21 protein-coding genes are annotated in these 20844 nt (G+C 74.2%); 12 read left to right on the top strand and 9 right to left on the bottom strand.

Annotation, left to right across the window (positions count from 1 at the left end; translation table 11 throughout):
- Positions 1-140 precede the first annotated feature (140 nt).
- The 3 genes from ACFQH9_RS12940 to ACFQH9_RS12930 are packed head-to-tail and all read left to right on the top strand — an operon-like array spanning position 141 to position 2802.
- Positions 141-494, top strand: coding sequence for a Zn-ribbon domain-containing OB-fold protein (locus tag ACFQH9_RS12940; protein ID WP_379566263.1), 354 nt, complete (start codon positions 141-143; stop codon positions 492-494).
- Positions 491-1603 (top strand): thiolase family protein, encoded by a 1113-nt coding sequence (locus ACFQH9_RS12935; protein ID WP_379566262.1) that lies wholly within the window; start codon positions 491-493, stop codon positions 1601-1603. Before ACFQH9_RS12940 ends, ACFQH9_RS12935 begins: the two co-directional genes overlap by 4 nt.
- The gene (locus tag ACFQH9_RS12930; RefSeq protein ID WP_379566261.1) at positions 1600-2802 is read left to right on the top strand and encodes a cytochrome P450; all 1203 of its coding nucleotides are present in this window, start codon (positions 1600-1602) and stop codon (positions 2800-2802) included. Before ACFQH9_RS12935 ends, ACFQH9_RS12930 begins: the two co-directional genes overlap by 4 nt.
- Here the strand turns inward: ACFQH9_RS12930 and ACFQH9_RS12925 are convergent.
- From ACFQH9_RS12925 to ACFQH9_RS12900, 6 genes are all read right to left on the bottom strand, one after another.
- Positions 2799-3566, bottom strand: coding sequence for an SDR family NAD(P)-dependent oxidoreductase (locus tag ACFQH9_RS12925; protein ID WP_379566260.1), 768 nt, complete (start codon positions 3564-3566; stop codon positions 2799-2801). The genes ACFQH9_RS12930 and ACFQH9_RS12925 overlap by 4 nt on opposite strands.
- On the bottom strand, positions 3563-4186 hold the full coding sequence (locus ACFQH9_RS12920; protein ID WP_379566259.1) for a TetR/AcrR family transcriptional regulator: 624 nt from the start codon (positions 4184-4186) through the stop codon (positions 3563-3565). Before ACFQH9_RS12920 ends, ACFQH9_RS12925 begins: the two co-directional genes overlap by 4 nt.
- A 101-nt stretch (positions 4187-4287) precedes the next feature.
- The gene (locus tag ACFQH9_RS12915; protein ID WP_379566258.1) at positions 4288-4614 is read right to left on the bottom strand and encodes a hypothetical protein; all 327 of its coding nucleotides are present in this window, start codon (positions 4612-4614) and stop codon (positions 4288-4290) included.
- 10 nt (positions 4615-4624) lie between these two features.
- Entirely contained in the window at positions 4625-6160 is a 1536-nt protein-coding gene (locus ACFQH9_RS12910; protein ID WP_379566257.1) for an MFS transporter, read from the bottom strand.
- A 4-nt stretch (positions 6161-6164) separates the two neighbouring features.
- Entirely contained in the window at positions 6165-6998 is an 834-nt protein-coding gene (locus tag ACFQH9_RS12905) for an alpha/beta fold hydrolase (RefSeq protein WP_379566256.1), read from the bottom strand.
- Complete coding sequence (locus ACFQH9_RS12900) at positions 6995-8236, bottom strand: LLM class flavin-dependent oxidoreductase (RefSeq protein WP_379566255.1); 1242 nt, start codon at positions 8234-8236, stop codon at positions 6995-6997. The genes ACFQH9_RS12905 and ACFQH9_RS12900 overlap by 4 nt, the downstream gene beginning before the upstream one ends.
- Before the next feature lie 403 nt (positions 8237-8639).
- Here ACFQH9_RS12900 and ACFQH9_RS12895 point away from each other — a divergent pair, with 403 nt between their 5' ends.
- The 9 genes from ACFQH9_RS12895 to ACFQH9_RS12855 all read left to right on the top strand — a co-directional run bounded on the left by ACFQH9_RS12895 (position 8640) and on the right by ACFQH9_RS12855 (position 18696).
- Positions 8640-9584, top strand: a complete 945-nt coding sequence (locus tag ACFQH9_RS12895) for an ABC transporter permease (RefSeq protein WP_379566254.1) — start codon at positions 8640-8642, stop codon at positions 9582-9584.
- A complete protein-coding gene (locus tag ACFQH9_RS12890; protein WP_379566253.1) occupies positions 9581-10558 on the top strand; it encodes an ABC transporter permease in 978 nt (325 codons plus the stop codon). Before ACFQH9_RS12895 ends, ACFQH9_RS12890 begins: the two co-directional genes overlap by 4 nt.
- Positions 10555-11610: an ABC transporter ATP-binding protein gene (locus ACFQH9_RS12885; protein ID WP_379566252.1), complete on the top strand. Its 1056-nt coding sequence runs from the start codon at positions 10555-10557 to the stop codon at positions 11608-11610. Before ACFQH9_RS12890 ends, ACFQH9_RS12885 begins: the two co-directional genes overlap by 4 nt.
- Positions 11607-12650 carry an ABC transporter ATP-binding protein gene (locus tag ACFQH9_RS12880; protein ID WP_379566251.1) on the top strand — a complete coding sequence of 348 codons (1044 nt, stop codon included), beginning with the start codon at positions 11607-11609 and terminating at the stop codon, positions 12648-12650. The genes ACFQH9_RS12885 and ACFQH9_RS12880 overlap by 4 nt, the downstream gene beginning before the upstream one ends.
- A complete protein-coding gene (locus ACFQH9_RS12875; protein ID WP_379566250.1) occupies positions 12647-13693 on the top strand; it encodes a zinc-dependent alcohol dehydrogenase in 1047 nt (348 codons plus the stop codon). Before ACFQH9_RS12880 ends, ACFQH9_RS12875 begins: the two co-directional genes overlap by 4 nt.
- Before the next feature lie 11 nt (positions 13694-13704).
- Positions 13705-14646 carry an NADP-dependent oxidoreductase gene (locus tag ACFQH9_RS12870; RefSeq protein WP_379566248.1) on the top strand — a complete coding sequence of 314 codons (942 nt, stop codon included), beginning with the start codon at positions 13705-13707 and terminating at the stop codon, positions 14644-14646.
- 13 nt (positions 14647-14659) lie between these two features.
- The gene (locus ACFQH9_RS12865; RefSeq protein ID WP_379566247.1) at positions 14660-15454 is read left to right on the top strand and encodes an SDR family NAD(P)-dependent oxidoreductase; all 795 of its coding nucleotides are present in this window, start codon (positions 14660-14662) and stop codon (positions 15452-15454) included.
- Between the two features lie 27 nt (positions 15455-15481).
- Positions 15482-17038 (top strand): ABC transporter substrate-binding protein, encoded by a 1557-nt coding sequence (locus ACFQH9_RS12860; protein ID WP_379566246.1) that lies wholly within the window; start codon positions 15482-15484, stop codon positions 17036-17038.
- A 116-nt stretch (positions 17039-17154) separates the two neighbouring features.
- Positions 17155-18696 (top strand): ABC transporter substrate-binding protein, encoded by a 1542-nt coding sequence (locus tag ACFQH9_RS12855; RefSeq protein ID WP_379566245.1) that lies wholly within the window; start codon positions 17155-17157, stop codon positions 18694-18696.
- Between the two features lie 22 nt (positions 18697-18718).
- On the opposite strand, the gene ACFQH9_RS12850 is transcribed toward ACFQH9_RS12855, so the two are convergent.
- From ACFQH9_RS12850 to ACFQH9_RS12840, 3 genes are all read right to left on the bottom strand, one after another.
- Complete coding sequence (locus tag ACFQH9_RS12850; protein WP_379566244.1) at positions 18719-19003, bottom strand: PhlB family protein; 285 nt, start codon at positions 19001-19003, stop codon at positions 18719-18721.
- Positions 19000-20160: an acyl-CoA dehydrogenase family protein gene (locus tag ACFQH9_RS12845; protein ID WP_379566243.1), complete on the bottom strand. Its 1161-nt coding sequence runs from the start codon at positions 20158-20160 to the stop codon at positions 19000-19002. The genes ACFQH9_RS12850 and ACFQH9_RS12845 overlap by 4 nt, the downstream gene beginning before the upstream one ends.
- Positions 20157-20844: acyl-CoA dehydrogenase family protein (locus ACFQH9_RS12840; protein WP_379566242.1), on the bottom strand; the 688-nt coding region annotated here is incomplete at its 5' end. The genes ACFQH9_RS12840 and ACFQH9_RS12845, both read right to left, overlap by 4 nt.

Genomic DNA, 20844 nt, shown 5'->3' with positions numbered 1-20844 from the left:
AAGGACGAACACGGGTTTGCTGATCGCAGGCGAAATCACTGTGTCGTGGGCCACGGGACGTGTCAAGGGCCGTGCCCCGGGCCGCTTGGGCATGCCGACAATCGTTGATAGCCGACCCGCCGTTTGGTTTCATGAGCCGTGTGAGCACCCCCGACCCACGGCCCCGGGTCGTCGCCGGTCCGCAGGGCGGCGGCCTGGTCGAGGGCCGCCGCTGCACGACGTGCGGCGAGGTCGCCGCGTTCGCCTGGCCCGCCTGCCCGGCGTGCGGCGGGCCGGTCGAGCCCGCCCGGTTCGGGCCCGAGGGCACGGTGTGGAGCGCGACCGTCGTGCGGATCGCGGTGCCCGGCCGGACCCCGCCGTACGGTCTCGCCTACGTCGACCTCGACGACGGGCCGCGCGTCCTCGCGCACACCGGCGGGCCGGTCCCGATCGGCGCCCGGGTGCGGCTGGTCCCGGACGACGGCGGCGACGTCGGGGTGGAGGTCGTCGGATGAGGGTCGGGATCGAGGGGGTCGGCACCTCGCACTTCGGCCGGCAGCCCGGCGTCGACCTGGTCGACCTCGCGTTCGCCGCCGTCGACGAGGCCTTCCGTGCGGCGGGCGGGCCCCGATCCGTCGACGCGGTGTGGGTCGGCACGGTCTTCGGCCCGGCCGGGGTGGCGCAGCGGGTGCTGCGCGCGACGGGTCTGACCGGGGTGCCGGTGCTGACCGTCGAGAACGCGTGCGCAAGCGGCACCACCGCCTTCGCCGAGGCCTGCGAGGCCGTGCGGTCCGGCCGGTACGGGCGGGTGCTCGCGCTCGGGATCGAGCGGATGGGCGACGGCGCGATCACGCCCGAGCCGACCGACCCCGAGGGCCGCTCCGGGCTGGCCCTGCCCGCGCTGTACGCGATGGCCGCCGCGCGCTGGCTGCACGAGGGACGGGTGACGGCCGAGCAGCTCGCCGCCGTGTCGGTGAAGAACCACGCGCACGCCCTGCACAACCCCCGCGCCCAGTACGCCGGCCGGTACACGGTCGAGGAGGTGCTGGCGTCGCGGATGATCGCCGACCCGCTCACGCTGCTGCAGTGCTGCCCGACCTCGGACGGGGCGGCGGCCGCGATCGTCGGGCCCGCGGCGCCCGGGCGGGTCACCGTGCGGTCGGTCGCGCTGCGCTCCGGCGCGCCGTGGAACCACCGGTCCCCGCAGGTCTGGGGGCACGACCTCGTGCGGGACACCGCCGCCGCGGCGTTCGCGGCCGACGGCGTCGGGCCCGGCGAGGTCGACGTCGCCGAGGTGCACGACGCCTTCACCGTCGGCGAGGTCGTCACCACCGAGGCGCTGGGGCTCGCGGGCCCCGGGGAGGGCGGGAAGGCGGCCGCCGCCGGCCGCACCGCCCTCGGCGGGGAGCAGCCCGTCAACCCCTCCGGCGGGCTGCTCTCCCGCGGCCATCCGCTCGGCGCGACGGGCCTGGCCCAGCTCGCGGAGATCGTGTGGCAGCTGCGCGGCGAGGCCGGCGACCGGCAGGCCGACGGGGCACGCATCGGGCTGGTGGAGACGATGGGCGGCGGGGTCTCGGTGCTCGACGGCAACGCCTGCGTCGTCGCCGTGCTGGAGGCTCCGTGACCGTGCCGGGAGCGGGCACGGAGGCGGACCTGCTGTCCCCCGGGGCCGTCGCGGACCCGTACCCGCTGCTCGCCGAGCTGCGCGCGCACGACCCGGTGCACTGGAGCGAGCGCTACCGGTCCTGGTTCGTCACCCGGTACGCCGACGTCGACGCCGCCCTGCGCGACCCGCGCTTCTCCTCCGACCGGATCTCGCCGTACCGCCGTGCCCGGCTGGACGGCCCGGACGCCGACGCGGGCGTGCGCGCGGCGTTCGGGGTCCTCGAGGACTGGATGGTGTTCAAGGACCCACCCGACCACACCCGGCTGCGAAAGCTGCTGAGCCGGGCGTTCACGCCGCGGGCGGTCGAACGCGTGCGTCCGCGGATCGGGGAGCTCGCCGCGGAGCTGCTCGACGACCTGTCGGGCTCCGCCGACCTGATCGGCGACTACGCCTACCCGCTCACCGCCTCGGTCGTCGCGGAGCTCCTCGGCGTGCCCCGGGCGGACCGGGACCGGTTCAAGGAGTGGTCGGACCGGATCACCGGGCTGGTGTTCGGCGGGATGGGCGACCCCGACCGGCACGCCGACGGCGCCGCCGGGATGGCCGACCTGACCGCCTATCTCGGTGAGCTGGTCGCCCGCCACGAGCGCGAGCCCGCCGACGACCTCCTCACCGCGCTGATCCGGGCCCGCGACTCGGGCGACGCGCTCACCCACGAGGAGGTCGTCTCCACCGGGGTGCTGCTGCTGTTCGCCGGCCACGAGACCACCACGAACCTGGTCGGCAACGGGCTGCTCGCGCTCCTGCGGCACCCGGGTACGCCGGCGGACGCGCCCGGGACGGTCGAGGAGGCCCTGCGCTACGACGGCCCGGCCAAGACCATCGTGCGGATCATGGCCGCGGACGTCGAGCTGGGCGGGCGGGCGCTCCGCCGCGGCGACCGCGTGTTCCTCTGCCCCGCCGCGGCCAACCGCGATCCCGCCGTGTTCGGCGACCCCGACCGCTTCGACGTGACCCGCCGCCCCGGCCGTCAGCTCGGCTTCGGGATCGGGCTGCACTACTGCCTCGGCGCCCCGCTCGCCCGGCTCGAGACCGCGGTCGCCATCCCGGCCGTGCTGCGGCGCTTCCCCGGGCTCCGGCTCGCCGACGAGCCGCTGCGCTGGCACCCGGTCCTGCTCTCGCGCGGCCTGGTCCGGCTGCCCGTGCACCTCGGCTAGTGCATGCTCCAGCCGCCGTCGACCGCCAGGGTGATCCCGGTGAGGTAGGAGCCGGCGTCGGAGGCCAGGAGCAGGAGCGGCCCGTCGAGCTCCTCCTCGCGCCCGATCCGCCCCATCGCCGTGCGGGCGGCGAGGGCCTCGGCCCCGCCCTCGCGCTCGAGCAGCGGCGCGGTCATCTCGGAGGCGAACCAGCCCGGCGCCAGGACGTTGACCCGGATGCCGTGCCGGCCCGACCACTGGGCGGCGAGATCCCGGGTCAACCCGGCGAGCCCGGCCTTCGACGCCGAGTAGGCCGCCTCGGGCAGGTGCCCGGTGCTGTGCCCGAGCGCCGAGCCGATGTTGACGATCGCCCCGCCCCGGCCCGCGGCGATCATGGCCCGCCCGGCGTGCATCGCCATCCGGTACGCGCCGAGGAGGTTGACGTCGAGCAGCCGGGCCGCACGCTCCGGGTCGTCCTTCTCCGCCCGCGCCGCGTAGCCCGTGCCGGCGTTGTTGACCAGCACGTCCGGCCCGCCGAGCGCGACGGCCGCGGCGACCAGGGCGGCGCACGACGCGTCGTCGGTGACGTCCGTCGGCAGGGCGACGCACCGGCGTCCGGCGTGCCGGACCGCCTTCTCCGCCGCCGCCAGCCCGTCGGCCCGCCGGGCCCCGACGACGACGTCCGCCCCGGCCTCGGCGAGCACCCGGGCGAACCGCAGCCCGAGCCCCGAGGAGGCGCCGGTGACGACCGCGACCCGGCCGTCGAGCCGGAAGCGGTCGCTCACCCCTCCTCCGGGAAGGAGCGGGCGAGGCCGGCCATCCCGCCGCCGGCGACGAGCCCGCCCAGGGCGAACGCGAAGAGGCGGTCGGCGAGCTCGCGGTCCGCCTCCTCGCCGCGCGGCACGAACCAGTGCTGCATCCAGTCGAGCATCCCGACCAGCGCCCGCGCGGCGGTCCGCGGATCGGCGGCCAGCGAGAACTCGCCGGTCCGGGCACCCTCGGCGACCAGGGACTCCACCGCGGCCATGTACCGGGCGTCCATGTCCCGGAAGTCGGCGAAGCGCGGCGCCGTCATCCGGCCGATGTGCTGCAGGTACACGAAGGCGGCCGGGTAGAAGTCGGCGAAGATGCGCACCTGCATCCGGATCAGCTCCCGCAGCCGGACGGCCACGGTCTGCCCGGTGTCGGCCTGCAGGCGCTCCAGCTCGGCGAGCAGCTGCTTGGCGGGCTGCTCGACGACCGCGAGCAGCAGCTCCTCCTTGCTGCCCACGTAGTTGTAGATGCTGCCTTTGAGGATCCCGACCCGCGCGCCGATGCCCTCCAGGGTGGCGTTCTCGTAGCCGCGGTCGCGGAACTCCTCACCGGCGGCGGCGAGGATCTCCGACCAGCGACTGGGGCGGGGCACGCCCGCAGCCTAGCGCCGGTCGGCGATCACCCGCCCCCGATCACCCGCCCCCGACGACACCGCCGAGCACACCGTCGCCGACCATCCGGGGCCCGGGGCTCTCAGCTGCCCTCCGCCTTCCGCCTCGCGACCGGGGCGCCGGCGAGGTCCTCCTCGTTGCACAGGAGCTTGACCTCGTAGTACGCCGCCCCGGCCCGGTCGTCGTAGTCGAGGTGGATCGCGATGACGTCGAGCGGCTCGCCGAGCCACTCCTGGGCGGCGCGCAGCCACTCGGCGGACCGGCTCAGGGCCGTGGGGAGATCGTCGTCGCGGAACACGACGGGCCGGAACGGGACGTCCTGGATCTCGTCCTCCGGGCCGCCGGGCCGCGGGAGGTCACCGGACAGGCCGGCCTCGTCGAGCTGCAGTTCGACCAGATTGTCGCTCACGCTCCCGAGCCTAGGCCCCCGGCGGAACCCGGCAAACGCGGAGCGGGCCGCGGCTCACGGCAGCGGGCCGGTGCCCGGCAGCGCGGTGCCCGGGTCGAGGTCCCGGTCGTCGGGTGCGGGGGTGCGCCCGGGCAGGAGCAGCGCGGCCACGACCGCACCGCAGAGCGCCAGGCAGGCCAGGACGAGGACCGCGGACCGCTGCCCCGCCACCGCGGCGCCGAGCGGGGTGTTGCCCGCGGCGAGGGCGCGCGCGGTCGCCGTGGCCGTGAGCACGGTGACGACGGCGATCGAGATCGCGGCCCCGACGGCCTGAGTGCTGTTGCAGCGTTCCCGCGCCGACCCCGTGCCGGGAGCGCGGCACGCCGGACATCGCCGTCACGGTGCAGCTCACGCTCGCGGCCCCGGTCCCCGCCCCCAGCAGCAGGAACGGGACCAGCAGGTCGGGGACGAACGCCACGGAGGGGCCGTACGCCCGGGAGAGCAGCAGCGCGCCGGAGGCCGACACCAGCATCGCGGCCGGCACCACGATCCGCGGGCCGACGAGGTGCAGTGTGCGCGACGCGATCTGCGCGACGACCGCCGTCAGTGCGGCCCACGGGACGAACGCCAGACCCGCGCGCAGCGCCGACCAGCCGAGCGTCTCCTGCATGAACAGCGAGGTGGTGAAGTAGGCGCCGATCCCCGTGCCCGCGGTGACCAGGACCAGGACGAACGCGACCGACGTGCGCCTGCGGAACAGGCCGCGCGGCAGCAGCGGATCGGGACTGCGCGCCTGGGACACCGCGAACCCGGTGCCGAGCGCGACGGCCGCGAGGAGCAGGAGGACCGCGACGGGCAGCCCGCCGGCGACGCGGAGCTCCCCCAGCCCGAGGACCAGGGCGGCCACCGTCGAGGTGCACAGCGCCCCGCCGAGCAGGCCCAGCCGCGGCCGGCGCCCCTCCGGGACCCCGGCCGGGACCAGGACCAGCACCGCGACCGCGGCCACGACGCACACCGGGACGTTCACCAGGAAGACCCACTGCCAGCCGCCCGCCGAGGTCAGCAGCCCGCCCAGCACGTTGCCCAGGGTGGCGCCGACCGCGCCGACGGCCGCCCACGCCCCGAGCGCGGTACTGCGTTCCCGCGGGGCGACGAACACCGAGGTCAGCAGGGCCATGGCCGCGGGCGAGGCCATGGCCGCGCCCAGCCCGGCCAGCGCGCGGGCGCCGATCAGCACCCACGCCCGGTCCGCCACCGCGCACAGCAGCGAGCCCACCCCGAAGACGAGCAGGCCGGCGAGGAACAGCCGCCGCCGGCCGAACACGTCCGCGCAGCGGCCGCCGAGCAGCAGCAGGCAGCCGAAGGTCAGCGGGAAGGCCGTCAGCACCCACTGCAGCTCGCCCGGCCCGAGCCCGAGCTCGCGGCGGATCACGGGCAGCGACACCGTCACCACCGTGCCGCCGACCAGCATCATGAACTGGACGCTGCACATCAGGGCCAGGAAGGCGCCGCGCCGGGCGACGACCGGCGCGGCGTCGGGCACCGCCGCGGGCAGATCCGTGCCCACCCCGTCAGCCGAGGTAGGCGGTGATCGCCGCGAGGGTGTCGTCGAGGTACTCCACGAGCATCCCGTGCCCGCCCCGGGGCAGGACCTGCAGCGTGCCGTGGGGCAGCAGCTCCGCGATCTCGACGGACTGGGCGACCGGGGTCAGCACGTCCTCGGCGCCCGCGAGCACCAGGGTCGGGGTGGTCGCCGAGGGCAGGTCCGGCCGGGAGTCGTACACCCGCAGGCCGGCGGCCTGGGCCTCGAAGCCCGCGAGGGTCGTCGGGTGCGGGTCCTTGCGGGCCAGCTCCGCCTGGGCCTGCGCGGCGGCGTGGTCGGCGAGCAGCCGCGGGGTGAACGCCCACGGCATGCCGTGGATCCCGACCGCGACCGGGTCGACACCCGCCCGGCGCAGCGCGAGACCCGAGTCGAGCCACGCGTCCTGGACCCCGGTGTAGGAGGGGAAGGCGTTGAGCAGCACCGCCTTCGTGAGCAGGTCGCCGTGCCGGACCAGCATCGACTGGAGCACCGAGCCGCCCAGCGACCAGCCGACGGCCGAGACCGGGCCGAGCCCGAGGTGCTCGACCAGCGCCGCGGCGTCGTCGCCCAGCGTGTCGACCGGGTAGGGGCCGGGCGGCACCTCCGACAACCCGGTCCCCCGGTTGTCGAAGGTGATGACGGTGAAGCCCTCGCGGAGCCGAGGGACGGCAGCGGCCCACGCGAGGGAGCTCAGGCCGAGCCCGGCGATCAGCAGCAACGGCGGGCCGTCGCCCTGCACGTCGTAGCGCAGCCGGACCCCGTTGACCGTCGCGGTACCGACCTCACCCCGTCGGCTGCGCCGGTCGCCGTCCCCCGTGCTCATGAGCCCGCCACCAGCGACCCGGCCCCGACCCGGGCCCTGCTGACCTCGGGTGTCCAGTGGTCGGGCCGGTCGGCCCACAGGTCCCGCAGCTGCGGGATGACCTTGGTCCCGAACAGGTGGGTGTTCATCGCGGCGGTCTCCTCCGGGAGGTTGCCCATGTGCAGTGAGGCGATCAGCTGCCCGACGCGCAGCTCGGTGGCCAGCTCGCGGAGCCGCTGCGCGACGCGGTCCGGGGTGCCGGCGACGATGTAGCCCTTCTCGTCGTACTCCCAGAAGGACATCTCGCCGGACACCGCCCGGCGCTTGTCCTCCCGGGCCTCCGGCGTGGTCGTCCGCCGGAGCATCCCCGCCATGGCCGCGGACGAGTGGTAGCCGGGCGGCGTCGCCCACCGCGTCGCGGGGTCCCGGACCCGCTGGAAGTAGCGCACGGCCTCGGCGTACTTCTGCTCCGCCTCCCGGTCCGTATCGGCCACGCAGACGATCTGGGTGAAGGCCATCCGGTGCGGGTTGAGGTCGCCGTCGTGCGCGGCCACGTAGTCCCAGTAGCCGTCGACGAGCGGCTTCGCGGCCTTGAGCCCGGAGAAGGACAGGTGGCCGTAGCAGTAGTTCTCCCGCGTCACGAGCTCCCACGTCTCCGGGCTCGACGAGCCGGGGACCCAGATCGGCGGCCGGCGCTGGATCGGCCGCGGCCACAGGTTGACGTGGCGCAGCTGGGTGTAGCGGCCGTTGAAGGCGAACGACTCCGGCTCCTCCCAGGCCCGCAGGATCAGCTCGCGCGCCTCGTGGAAGCGCTCGCGCAGCTCGATCGGCGGGCGGCCGTAGGCGTGGGTGGAGTCCATCGGCGTGCCGAACACGAACCCGGCGATCAGCCGGCCCTCGGACAGGCAGTCCAGGTAGGCCATCTCCTCGGCGACCCGGGTCGGCGGGTTGTAGAGCGCCAGCGAGTCGCCGATGACGAGGATCGCCGCCTTCTCGGTGGTGCTCGCGACGCTCGCCGCCAGCAGGTTCGGCGAGGGGGTCATCGCGAACGGCGTCTGGTGGTGCTCGTTGACCGCCAGCCCGTCGAAGCCCGCCCGCTCGGCCTGCTGCATCAGGCGGATGAACATCCGGTAGTTGGCGCCGACGCGCGCGGGGTCGGCCATCGCGATCGGGCTGTCCACCCAGCCGCCCTGCCCGGGCGCCGGGAAGTCGGGGGGCAGCCCGTCGTAGGTGACCTCCGCGAACCAGTGGAACTTCACGTTCCCGCCTCCTGCCCTCGCTCCGGACCGCACACCCGGCCCACCGGCGCCCGCCGGGTCCGGGGCCAGCGTGAGCGGCGCCGCGAGGGCCGACAATGGGGATCCGCACAGCACTTCCCGCCGCATCGTGGACATCGTCCCAATGCGCTGCCCGGATCCGCCCGGAAATGGCCGTTGTGCGATCGTTATTCGAAGTCGGACGGTTCGGACGTTGCCCGCCGCGGGTCGCCTCGCTTAGCGTCCGAAGCCGACGCCGACCGTCGATCCCCTGCTGAGACCGGCCGAAGAACCTGCGGCCGGATCCCGCGTGTCCGTTCCAGGGAGACCCCCGGAATGGGACCGAGCGCTGCCCGGATCTTCCCGAGAATCGATGCGCCGACTTCAACGAGGAGGTTGAGCATCCGTGCTGAAGTTCTTTCTCACGCGGGTCGCGACCACCGTTCCCGTACTCCTGCTGGTGACCTTCGTGGTGTTCGGCCTGGTGCTGCTCATCCCGGGCGACCCGGCCGTCACCATCGCCGGCCCGGAGGCGACCGTCGAACAGGTGGCGGCGGTCCGCGAGCGGCTCGGGCTCGACCGCCCGATGATCGTCCAGTACTGGGACTGGATCACCTCCGCGCTGTCCGGTGATCTCGGTACCTCGCTGTTCACCAGCCGCCCGGTCGCCACCTCGATCGGCGACGGCCTCCCGGTCACGCTCGCCCTGGCCGGCTCGGCGCTCGTGATCTCCCTGCTCATCGCGGTGCCGACCGCCATCGTCTCGGCGCTGCGCCGCGGGACCTGGCTGGACCGGATCTCGACCATCGGCTCGTCGCTGGGCATCGCCCTCCCGTCCTTCTGGCTCGGCCTGATGTTCGTGCTGCTGTTCAGCCTGACCCTCGGGTGGCTGCCGGCCACGGGTTACGTCCCGATCGAGAAGGACCCCGCCGCCTGGGCCTCGCACATCCTGCTGCCGGCCCTGACCCTCGGCATCGCCGGTGCCGCGGAGAGCGCCCGGCAGCTGCGCGGCTCGATCATCGGCGTCCTGCAGCAGGACTACGTCCGCACCGCGCGGGCGAAGGGCCTGCGCGGCCGGATGGTGATCGGCAAGCACGTCATGAAGAACGCGAGCGTCCCGCTCGTCACGGTGCTGGGCCTGCAGATCACCGCGCTGCTCGGCGGCGCCGTGCTGGTGGAGCAGATCTTCGGCGTCCCCGGCCTGGGCCAGGTCGCGCTCAACGCGGTGACCACCCGCGACATCCCGGTCATCCAGGGGATCGTGCTGGTCGCCGTGCTCGTCGCGATGCTCTCGAACCTCCTCGTCGACCTCACGTACGGCTACCTCAACCCGAAGGTGCGGCCCCGATGACCAATGTGGAGAAGAAACCGGAGGCCCGGCCGCCCTCGGCACAGGTCGCGCCGGAGGCCCCCGCGGCCTCGGCGATGCCGGCCGGCTCCCCCGCCTCGGTCTCCGCCGAGGCACTCGCCCACGGCGGCGGGGCCTGGGCCGACTTCCGCCGCCGGGTCGGCGGCAACCGGGGCGCGATGATCGCGCTCGCGGTCCTGGCCCTGCTGGTGGTCGTCGCCCTGATCGGCCCGTTCATCACCCCGGCCGATCCCAACGCGCAGAACCTGCGGGCGGTCCTGCTGGACCCGTTCTCGCCCGGCCACCTGCTCGGCACCGACCAGCTCGGGCGCGACATCCTGAGCCGGCTCATCGTCGGCACCCGGGTGTCCCTGCTGGCCATCGCGCTGGCGCTGCTCGTGGCGATGGCGATCGGGGTGCCGCTCGGGTTCCTCTCCGGCTTCCTGTCCGGCCGCTTCGACCAGGTCGTCATGCGGCTCAACGACGCCGCGATGAGCTTCCCGCCGCTGCTGCTCGCCATCGCGCTGGTCGGGGTCCTCGGGCCGAGCCTGCGCAACGCGATGTTCGCGGTGGGGATCCTGATGGCGCCGCGCTTCCTGCGGCTGGTCCGCGGCGTGGTGCTCGGGCTCAAGGAGGAGACCTTCGTCGAGGCCTCCCGCAGCATCGGCACCCCGACCTGGATGGTCATCCTCCGGCACATCCTGCCGAACACCCTGTCCCCGCTGACCGTCGCGATCGCCGTCACCGCCGGGTACGCGATGCTCTCCGAGGCGGGCCTGAGCTTCCTCGGCCTCGGCGTCCAGCCGCCGGACGCCAGCTGGGGCTCCATGATCCGCGAGGGCTTCCTCTACTTCGGACGCTCGCCCTGGCTGGGGATCTTCCCGGGCGTGCTGATCGCGCTGACCGTGTTCACCTTCGTGACGCTCGGCGACGGGCTCCGTGACGCCCTCGGCCGCGAGGAAAGGACCGAGTCGTGACCGCCACCACCGGCAGCGCCGGCAGTGCCGGCAGCGCCGCCGTCCGCGCGGGCGGCGTCGCCGACACCACCCTCGAGGTCGACAACCTGGTCGTCGACGTGCTCACCGAGTCCGGGTGGGCGACCGTGGTCGACGGGGTGAGCTTCTCCGTCCGGCGCGGGGAGACGCTCGGGATCGTCGGCGAGTCCGGCTCGGGCAAGAGCGTGACCTGCCTGTCCATCGCCGGTCTCATGCCGCCCAAGCAGACCCGGGTCCGGGCCGACACGCTGCGGCTGCTCGACCACGACCTCACCCGGCTCACGCCGAAACAGATGTCCGACGTCCGCGGGCCGACGATCTCCATGATCTTCCAGGAGCCGATGAGCAGCCTGAACCCGGCGTTCACGGTCGGCGACCAGATCGCGGAGGTGCTGCGCCGGCACGAGGGCGCGAGCCGGCGGGAGTCGAAGCGGCGCGCCGTCGAGCTGCTCGACCGGGTGGGGGTGCCCAGCCCGGCGCGGCGCGCCACCCAGTACCCCTTCGAGTTCTCCGGGGGCATGCGGCAGCGGGTGATGATCGCGATCGCGCTGGCCTGCAACCCCGACGTCATCGTGGCCGACGAACCGACCACCGCCCTGGACGTCACGGTCCAGGCGCAGATCCTCGAGCTGCTCCGCGAGGTGCAGCGCGAGCACGGCATGTCGGTCATCTTCATCACCCACGACCTCGGCGTCGTCGCGGACGTCTGCGACCGGGTCCTGGTGATGTACGCGGGCCAGATCGTGGAGGGGGCCGGGCTCGACGAGCTGTTCGAGTTCCCCCGCCACCCCTACATGGAGGGCCTGCTGGCGGCGATGCCGCGGATGGACGACCCGTCGGACGCGCTGGCGAGCATCCCGGGCCATCCCCCGCGGATCGGCGCGATGCCGGCGGGCTGCCGCTTCCACCCGCGGTGCCGCTACGCCGCCGACGCCTGCGTGGGCGGCGGGACACCGCCGTTGGAGGTCGTCGCCGCGCACCACACCACCCGCTGCCTGCGCCACTCCGAGCTGACCCTGCGAGGCAACCCGTGAGCCCGTCCCCGGAGCCGCTGCTGTCCGTCCGCGACCTCGAGGTCACCTTCTCCCCGCGCAAGCGGCTGTTCCGCGAGCGGATCGCGCTCCGGGCCGTCGACGGGGTGAGCTTCGACCTGGCCGAGGGCGAGACGCTCGGCCTGGTCGGCGAGTCCGGCTGCGGCAAGTCGACGACGGCGCGCGGCCTGATGCGCCTGGTCGAGCCCACCGGCGGCTCGGTGCGGCTGGAGGGCCGCGAGCTGCTCGGGCTGCCCGCCAAGGAGCTGCGCACGGCGCGCCGGGACGTCCAGATGGTGTTCCAGGACCCCTACTCCTCGCTGGACCCGTCGATGCTGGTGCGCGACTCGATCGGCGAGCCGCTCGACGTGCACGTCAAGCTCAACCGCACGGAACGGGTGGAGCGGGTCGCCGAGCTGCTGCGCCGGGTCGGGCTGCCGCCGGAGTACATGACCCGCTACCCGCACGAGTTCTCCGGCGGGCAGCGCCAGCGCCTCACGATCGCCCGGGCGATCGCCGCGGACCCGAAGATCCTGGTCCTCGACGAGGCGGTGTCCGCGCTCGACGTCTCCACCCAGAACCAGGTCATCGGGCTGCTGGAGGAGCTGTCCGCGCAGATCGGGCTGACCTACCTGTTCATCGCGCACGACCTGTCCGTGGTCCGGCACATCTCCGACCGGGTGGCGGTGATGTACCTCGGGCAGATCGTCGAGCACGGCGACGCGGCCCGGGTGTTCGACGCCCCGGCCCACCCGTACACCGAGGCGCTGCTGTCCGCGGTGCCCGTGCCGTCGCCGAGGACCCAGCGGGCACGGGAGCGGATCGTGCTGTCCGGGGACCCGCCGGACCCCTCGCGGGTGCCGCCGGGCTGCCGGTTCCACACCCGGTGCACCTACGCGATGGACGTCTGCCGCACCGAGGTCCCGCTGCTCACCCCCGCGCAGGGGTCGGGCGAGGTGGCCTGCCACCTGCACACCGCCGGCCCCCGGCTCGCCGGTGCCTCCGTCCGGACGCTCGCGACACGCTCGGAGATCCCGGCATGAGGAGCGCGGTGTGGGAGGGGATCGGGCGGATCGGGCTCGTCGAGGTCGACGACCCGGTCCCCGGGCCCCACGACGTCGTGCTGGACGTCGCCGCCTGCGGGATCTGCGGCTCGGACGTGCACGCCTTCGCCGAGGGCGTCTGGATCACCCCGGGCGCGCCGATGGGCCACGAGTTCTCCGGCACCGTCAGCGCGGTCGGGACCGGGGTCGGCGAGCTGAAGGTCGGGGACCGCGTGGCGGTGAACCCGATGGGGCCGTGCGGCTCCTGCCGGCAGTGCTCCCTCGGCCGCACCAACCTCTGCGCGGCGCCCGCCTCGAGCGCCCGCGGCGGGCTGTCGGACAAGGTCCTCGTGCCGAACGCGGAGTCGGGGGCCCGGCTGCACCGGATGCCCGACTCGATGAGCGTCGAGGAGGGTGCCTTCCTCGAGCCGCTCTCGGTCGCGACCCGCGCCGTCGCGAGCGCCGCGCCCGATCTCGACGGGCCGGTCGTGGTCGCCGGCCTCGGCTCGATCGGCCAGTGCGTGCTGCGGGTGCTGCTCGCGTACGGGGCCCGGGACGTCGTCGGGATCGACGTCTCGCCGGCCCGCCTGGCCGCCGCCTGCGGGCTCGGCGCCGCGGTCCTCGACGCCCGCACCGACGACGCCCGCACCCACCTGCTCGACCGGTGGGGCACCTCGACCTCGCCGTACCAGGTCGCCGGGAACGTCGGCACCTTCTTCGAGTGCTCCGGGGCGCCGCCGATGATCGCCCTCGCCACCGAGGTCGTGCGGGCCGGCGGGGTCGTGTCGGTCGCCGGGCTGGTCGGCGCCCGGCCGCCGGTCGACCTGGACACGGTGGTGCAGAAGGAGCTCCGGCTGCTGGGCAGCTTCGCGTACACCGGGCCCGACGCGACCGAGGCCTTCCGGCTGCTGGCCGAGGGCCTGGTCGACGTGGCCCCGCTCGTCTCGCACCGCGTCCCGCTGAGCCGGGTCGCCGACGCCTTCGACACCCAGCACGCCGTCGACGGCTCGGTGAAGGTGCTCGTCCTCCCCGATCCCGCCTGAGGAGCCCTGACATGTACGCCGTCGGCATCCCGCACCCCGGAGGCCCCGAGGTGCTGCGGCTCGTGGAGCTGCCCACCCCCGAACCCGGGCCCCGGGAGATCCGCATCCGCACGACGGCGGCCGCGGTCAACCCCACCGACACGGCCTTCCGGCAGTGGGGCCCGCGGGCGGAGGAGGGCCTGGCCCCTCCGTGGGTCCCCGGGATGGAGCTGGCCGGAGTGGTCGACGCGGTCGGCGAGGGCAGCGTCTGGGCCGTCGGCGAGCGGGTGATGGCGATCGTGATGCCCCGGCGCGCGCTGGGCGGCGCCCAGGCCGAGTACGTCGTCGTGCCGGACACCGCCGCCGCGGCGATCCCGGACGGGATCGGCGACGTCGAGGCCGCCACGCTGCCGATGAACGGCCTGACCGTGTACTCCGCGTTGCTGCACCTCGGCCTCACCGCGGGGCGGACGCTCGGGGTGACCGGGGCGGCCGGCGCCGTCGGCGGGTACGCCATCGAGCTCGGCCGGATCGCCGGCCTGCGGGTCGTCGCCGACGCCTTCCCGCAGGACGAGGAGCTGGTCCGCGGTCTCGGCGCGGACGTGGTGGTCCGGGCCTCGCGAGAGGTCGGCGAGGAGGTGGCCGCCTTCCGGGCCGCCGTGCCGGACGGGGTCGACGGGCTGATCGACGCCGCCGTGCTCGACGCGGGCGCCCTGCCGATCGTGCGCGACGGCGGGGCGCTGGCCACGGTCCGCTTCTGGGCCGGGCCGACGGAGCGGGACATCCGCATCCACCCGGTCGTGGTCCGCGACCACCTCACCGACGGGGCCGAGATCGCCAAGCTCGCGCAGCTCGTCGTCGACGGGCGGCTCACGCTGCGCGTCGCCGACACCTATCCGGCCGCGGCGGCCACGGCCGCGCACGAGCGGCTGCAGGCGGGCGGCACCCGCGGCCGGCTCGTCCTCACCTTCTAGGAGGCAATCGATCATGGGCATGCTCGACGGCAAGGTCGCCGTCCTCACCGGCGGCGCCAGCGGCATCGGCCGGGCGACGGCGGTGCGGTTCGCCGAGGAGGGCGCGGACGTCGTCGTCGGCGACCTCCAGGACGGCGCCGAGACGGTCGCGCTGGTGGAGAAGACCGGGCGCTCGGCCCGGTACGTCAGGACGGACACCACCTCGGAGGCGGACTGCGACGCGCTCGTCGCCGCCGCGGTCGAGGCCTTCGGTCGCGTCGACGTCGGCGTGGCCGCGGCCGGGATCGCGACCGCGCAGGGCGCCAGCAACATCCGGACGCGCGCGGCCCGGGGCGACGCCACCCACGTCGTGAACATCGAACCGGACGCGTTCCGCCGGGTGCTCGACGTCAACGTGCTCGGCGTGCTGTTCACCGACCGCGCCCTGGCGCGGCAGATGCTCGCGCAGGGCGACGGCGGGTCCATCGTGAACATCGCCTCGACGGCGGCGAAGATCCCGCTGGCGGGCGCCTCGCCGTACTGCGTGTCGAAGGCCGGCGTCTGGATGCTGACCAAGGTCATGGCGCTGGAGCTGGCGACGACGGGCGTGCGGGTCAACGCCGTCGGCCCCGGCTACACCGACACGCCGATGATCGCCGGCCTCGAGGACGACGAGCCCGCCTACACGACGGCCATGAGCATCACGCCGATGAACCGGCTCGGCACCGCGGCCGAGTCGGCGGCCGCGTGCCTCTACCTCGCGAGCGACGAGTCCTCGTTCACCACCGGGCAGATCCTGCACCCCGCCGGTGGCCAGTTCACGGGCTGAGGCCCCCACCCCCGAGAGGAGTGCCCGGTGAGGGCTCCTTCGTCCCGGCGGCTGCTCGCCGGCTTGGTCGCCGTGTTCGCGCTGCTCGTCACCGCCTGTGGCGGTGGCGGCGGCGCGGGCTCCGGCGCGGCCGCGACGCCGGACCCGAACGCGATCCTGCGCTACGCGTTCGTGCAGAACGTCTCCAGCTTCGACCCGCACCGCTCCAGCAACGCGTGGGACATGGTCAACCTGCGCCTGGTCTACGACCAGCTCCTGCAGGAGGACCAGAACGGCGAGATCGTCCCGATGCTGGCGACCGGCTACGAGTTCCTCGACGGGGGCACGGTCCTGCAGCTGACCCTGCGCGACGACGTCACCTTCCACGACGGCACCAGGTTCGACTCCGCCGCGGTGAAGGCCAACCTCGAGCGGGCGAAGACCCTGGAGACCAGCGCCGTCAAGGGCGCACTGCGGGCGATCGCGTCGATCGACACCCCCGACCCGACCACCGTGCGGCTGAACCTGAGCTCCCCCGGCGGCAACCTGCCCGCGCTGTTCACCGAGCGGCACGGCTCGATGATCAGTCCGGCCGCCTTCGACAACCCCGACCTGGACCAGAAGCCGGTCGGCTCGGGCATGTTCACCATGACCGAGTACGTCCCCGGCCAGGTGACCCGGTACGCCAAGGCCCCGAACTACTGGGACCCGGACGCGGTGAAGGTCGCCGGCGTCGAGGTCTACGTGCAGACCTCGTCGCCGACGCGGCTGAACATGCTCACGACCGGCCAGGTCGACATGACCTACCTGGACCCGTCCACCCAGGACCAGGCCGTGGCGGCGGGGCTGCACGTCGAACCCTCGCAGAGCACGACGATCTTCCGGATGACGGTGAACACCGCCAAGGCGCCCTTCGACAAGCTCGAGGTGCGGCAGGCGATGGAGCACGCGATCGACCGCCGGGCCATCGTCGACGGCGTGCTGTTCGGCATCGGGGCACCGACGTCGCAGCTGATCCCGCCGGGGCACTGGGCCTACGACGACAAGGTGGCGTGGGACGGGCCGGACTACGGCTACGACCCGGAGAAGGCGAAGCAGCTGCTGGCCCGGGCCGGCTACCCGGCGGGCACCGAGTTCGAGATGCTCATCCCCGCGCTCGACGACCATCGCGCCGTCTCCGAGGCCGTCATCCCGATGCTCGAAGCAGTGGGCCTGCGCGCGAAGACCCGGGTGATCGAGCCCGCCACCACGCCGGCCACGTTCTTCGGCCGCCAGGAGGGCAACGCCTACATCGGCGCGAGCGCGCCGTTCGTGGACCCGTCGACCCAGTACGAGTCGAACCTGACGGGGCAGTTCACCAACCCGTGGAACACGACCTCCCCGGAGTTCACCCAGGCCTGGAACGACTCCCTGGTCGGGGCGACGCGGGACGAACGGCTGCCCGCCGTGCACCGGATGATCGAGGACGAGAAGGACCTGCGGCGCCAGTTCGGGATCTACGCGGCCCAGCCGCCGAGCGTCTGGACCGACAAGGTGATCTTCCCGCCCGGTTACCGGCCCGCGTACGCCCCGGTGTTCCGCGGCGTCGCGGTGGCGGCGGACTGACCGTCCCCGCCGTCCGAGGACGGCGGCCCGGGCGGGTTCCGACGACCCGCCCGGGCACGGCGGACTTCTCGAGGAGAGGGAGCGCGATGGTGCGTGACAGGAGAGCGTCGTCGAGGGTGCCGGCGGTGCTGGTCGCCGTGGTGGCGCTGCTCGTCGCGGCGTGCGGCGGGAGCGGGGGCGGGACGGGCTCGGGGCAGGCCACGGAGGCCGACCCGAACGCGACGCTGCGCTTCGCCTGGTCCCAGGCGGTGTCCACCTTCGACCCGCACAAGTCCGGCAACCCCTGGGACAACGTCGTCTACCAGCTGCCGTACGACCACTTGATCCGGGCGGACACGTTCGGCGAGCTCAAGCCGCAGCTCGCGACGAAGTGGGAGTTCGTCGACGACGGGAAGGCGTTGGTGCTCGACCTCAGGGACGACGTCACGTTCGTCGACGGCACCCGGTTCGACGCGAGCGCCGCGAAGGCGAACCTGGACCGGGCGCGCTTCATGGAGACCAGCGCGGTGAAGGGCCTCATCCGGGCGATCCGGGACGTGCAGGTCGTCTCGCCCACCCGGATCCGGATCAACCTCGACGGGCCGGGCGGCAACCTGCCGAACTTCTTCTCCAGCTCGGCCGGCGTGATGATCAGCCCGGCGGCGTTCGACAACCCGGACCTGGACCAGAAGCCCGTCGGCTCGGGGATGGCGTCGCTCGTCGAGTACGTCCCGAACCAGGTCGTGCGCTTCGAGCGGAACCCGAACTACTGGGACAAGGAGGCGGCCAGGGCCGCCAGGTACGAGATCTACGTGCAGCCGCAGGCCACCACCCGGATGAACATGCTGATCGGCGGCCAGGCGGACATCGCCAATCTCGAGGCCTCGCAGGCCGACCAGGCCAAGGCGGCCGGGCTGAACGCCGAACCCTCGGCCAGCACGGCGATCCTCAACTTCTTCATGAACCCGGGCAAGGCGCCGTTCGACAGGCTCGAGGCCCGGGAGGCGCTGGAGCACGCCATCGACCGCACGGCGATCGTCGACGGCGTGTTCTTCGGCTACGGGACCCCCGTCGCCCAGTTCCTGCCGCCGGACCACTGGGGCTACGACCCCGCCGTCACGCCGGACGCCCCGGGCTACAACCACGACCCCGCGCGCGCGAAACAGCTGCTCGCCGAGGCCGGGTACCCGAACGGCGTCGACATCGAGTTCCTGATCCCGGGCATCGACAGCCACCGGTCGGCGGCCGAGGCCCTGATCCCGATGCTCGAGGCGGGCGGGTTCCGGGTGAAGCCCCGGGTCATCGACGCCGCGACCACGGCGGACACCTTCTTCGCCCGCGAGGAGGGCAACGCCCTGATCGGCATGGGCTCGCCCGTCGGCGACCCGACGACGGCCTACCTCCCGGAGCTGCCGGACCAGTTCTACAACCCGTGGAACGTGAGCACGCCGCAGTTCGTCACGGCTTACGGTGCCGCGCTCCTCGGGACCGACCCGCAGTCCCGCGCGCCGGCCGTACGGCAGATGGTCGAGAGCGAGAAGGGCATCCGGAAGCGGGTGCCGATCCACCAGCACACCCCGCCCATGGCCTACACCAGCGCCGTGGTCCTGCCGACCGAGGGCTACCGGGTGAACTTCATGTTCAGCCTGCGCGGGGTCGGGGTGGGAGTGGGGGCCTGACCGTCCGGCCGGTCGCCGCGCCTCACGCGGCGGCCAGCCGGAACACGGGCACGGCCTCCGAGTCGCCGTCAGCCCGCTCGTAGTCCAGCCGCACGCGGGCAGCGGTCGTGACCTCGTGCGGCTGCGCGCCGACCACGCACGACCACCACCACGGGCCCTCGTCCAGCTCGACGATCACCAGCGGCCGGGTCGAGCCGTCCCGGCGGTGCGCCACGGCGTGGCTCACGACCGTCCCGCCCCCGCTCTCGGTCATCCCGAGCCCGACGATCGCCGGCGTGCGCCCCCGGGGCATCGTCCGGGGCGTCACGGCCTCACCCACCGCGCACCTGTCGAGAACGGCACGTCGCGGTCCACTTCGTACTCCTTGGGCAGGCCGAGGATCCGCTCGGCGATGATGTTGCGCTGGATCTGGTCGGTGCCGCCGCCGATCGAGGTGAAGTAGGCGTTGAGCGCCAGGAAGGTCGCCTCGTCCCCGATCGGCTCCTCCGGGCCCTCCAGCATGGACCGCGGCCCGGCCAGTGCGGTGCGCACGCGGGCGCTCTCGTGGAGGATCCGCGACATCGCGAGCTTGCCCAGCGACATCACCGACGACGAGGAGCCCTGCTCGAGCTCGGCCTTGGCGCGCAGCGCGTTCCACTCGTTCACCTTCCGCAGCGCGGCCACCCGGGCGAGGTCCTGGCGCACCACGGGATCGCCGAGCCGGCCGGTCTCGGCCGCCAGCCCGACCAGCTCGTCGCCCATCGCGGCCATGCCCGTGGCCGAGCGGCCCGCGCGAGCGCGGTCGCCCATCACCGACCGCTCGTAGGCCAGCGCGGTCTGCAGGACGCGCCAGCCCTCGCCGAGCCCGCCGAGCCGGTGCTCGTCCGGCACCCGGGCGCCGGTCAGGAAGACCTCGTTGAACTCCGCCTCCCCGGTGATCTGCCGCAGCGGCCGCACCTCGACGCCGGGCTGCCGCATCGGGAACAGGAAGAAGGACAGGCCGCGGTGCTTCGGGACGGACCAGTCGGTGCGGCAGAGCAACAAGCCGTGGTCCGCGGTGCGGGCCGAGGAGGTCCACACCTTCTGCCCGTCGACGACCCAGTCCTCGGCGTCGGCCACCGCACGGGTGCGGACGGCGGCGAGGTCCGATCCCGCGCCGGGCTCGCTGTAGAGCAGGCACATCGCCACCTCGCCCCGCAGCATCGGGCCGACGAACCGCTCCTTGAGCGCGTCCGAGCCGAAGGTCAGGACGGTGGCGGCGTACAGGTTGTGCCGGTCCTGGCCGGATCCCGGCGCCCCCACGCGCCGGAACTCCTCCTCCACGACGTGGCCCTCGTCGTCGGACAGGCCGCGGCCGAACCAGCGCCGCGGCCAGCGTGGCGCCGCCCACCCCGCCTCGACGACGGCGGCGACGAACTCCTTCCGCGGGCGCGCCGGGTCCCATTCGGCGGCGAGCCAGGCCGCCACCTCCTCGCGCACGCTCATGCCACCGCTCCGCTCCGCTGCAGGTACCGCTCCCGGTGGTAGGCGGCGTCCCCCAGCAGCTGGGCGCTCGTCCGGGCCCGCCGCAGGTAGAGGTGCGCCGCGTGCTCCCAGGTGAAGCCGACGCCGCCGTGGATCTGGATGGAGTCCGCCGCGATCCGGACGAAGGCGTCGGAGCAGTAGGCGTGCACGAGGCTCGCCAGCGCCGGCAGGTCCGGGTCGCCCTCGTCGGCCGAGGCCGCCGCCCAGCGCGCCGCGGAGATCGCCGACTCGGACTCCAGCAGCAGGTCCGCGAGCAGGTGCTTGATCGCCTGGAAGCCGCCGATGGGGCGGCCGAACTGGACGCGCTGCTTGGCGTAGGCGACCGTCCGCTCCAGCGCGAAGGCGGCGGCACCGGCCTGTTCGGCGGCGAGCGCGACGGCGGCGAGGTCGAGCGTGCGGCCCAGCACCGGACCCGCCGCGCCCTCCGGCCCGATCCGCTCGGCGGGGGTGGCCGCGAAGGTGACCCGGGCCTGCCGGCGGGTGCGGTCGACCGTCCGCAGCGGGGTGCGGACGAGGCCCGGGGCGTCCCGGGCCACCGCGAACAGGGTGGGCCCGGCCGGGGTGCGGGCGGGGACGAGCAGCAGGTCGGCCGCGTGCCCGTCCACGACGTACGGTTCCTCCCCCGTCAGCCGCCAGCCCTCGGCG

Source organism: Pseudonocardia lutea, assembly GCF_042658055.1.
Taxonomy (GTDB): domain Bacteria; phylum Actinomycetota; class Actinomycetes; order Mycobacteriales; family Pseudonocardiaceae; genus Pseudonocardia; species Pseudonocardia lutea.
Note: the sequence above shows the minus strand (reverse complement) of the source record. Positions and strands in the feature narration are given on the sequence as shown.

What these genes read in the sequence shown, in the direction of transcription:
- ACFQH9_RS12935 (WP_379566262.1), top strand. Translation starts at nt 491, where the DNA reads ATGAGGGTCGGGATCGAGGGGGTCGGCACCTCGCACTTCGGCCGGCAG.
- ACFQH9_RS12905 (WP_379566256.1), bottom strand. Translation starts at nt 6,998, where the DNA reads ATGAGCACGGGGGACGGCGACCGGCGCAGCCGACGGGGTGAGGTCGGT.
- ACFQH9_RS12890 (WP_379566253.1), top strand. Translation starts at nt 9,581, where the DNA reads ATGACCAATGTGGAGAAGAAACCGGAGGCCCGGCCGCCCTCGGCACAG.
- ACFQH9_RS12875 (WP_379566250.1), top strand. Translation starts at nt 12,647, where the DNA reads ATGAGGAGCGCGGTGTGGGAGGGGATCGGGCGGATCGGGCTCGTCGAG.
- ACFQH9_RS12870 (WP_379566248.1), top strand. Translation starts at nt 13,705, where the DNA reads ATGTACGCCGTCGGCATCCCGCACCCCGGAGGCCCCGAGGTGCTGCGG.
- ACFQH9_RS12865 (WP_379566247.1), top strand. Translation starts at nt 14,660, where the DNA reads ATGGGCATGCTCGACGGCAAGGTCGCCGTCCTCACCGGCGGCGCCAGC.
- ACFQH9_RS12845 (WP_379566243.1), bottom strand. Translation starts at nt 20,160, where the DNA reads ATGAGCGTGCGCGAGGAGGTGGCGGCCTGGCTCGCCGCCGAATGGGAC.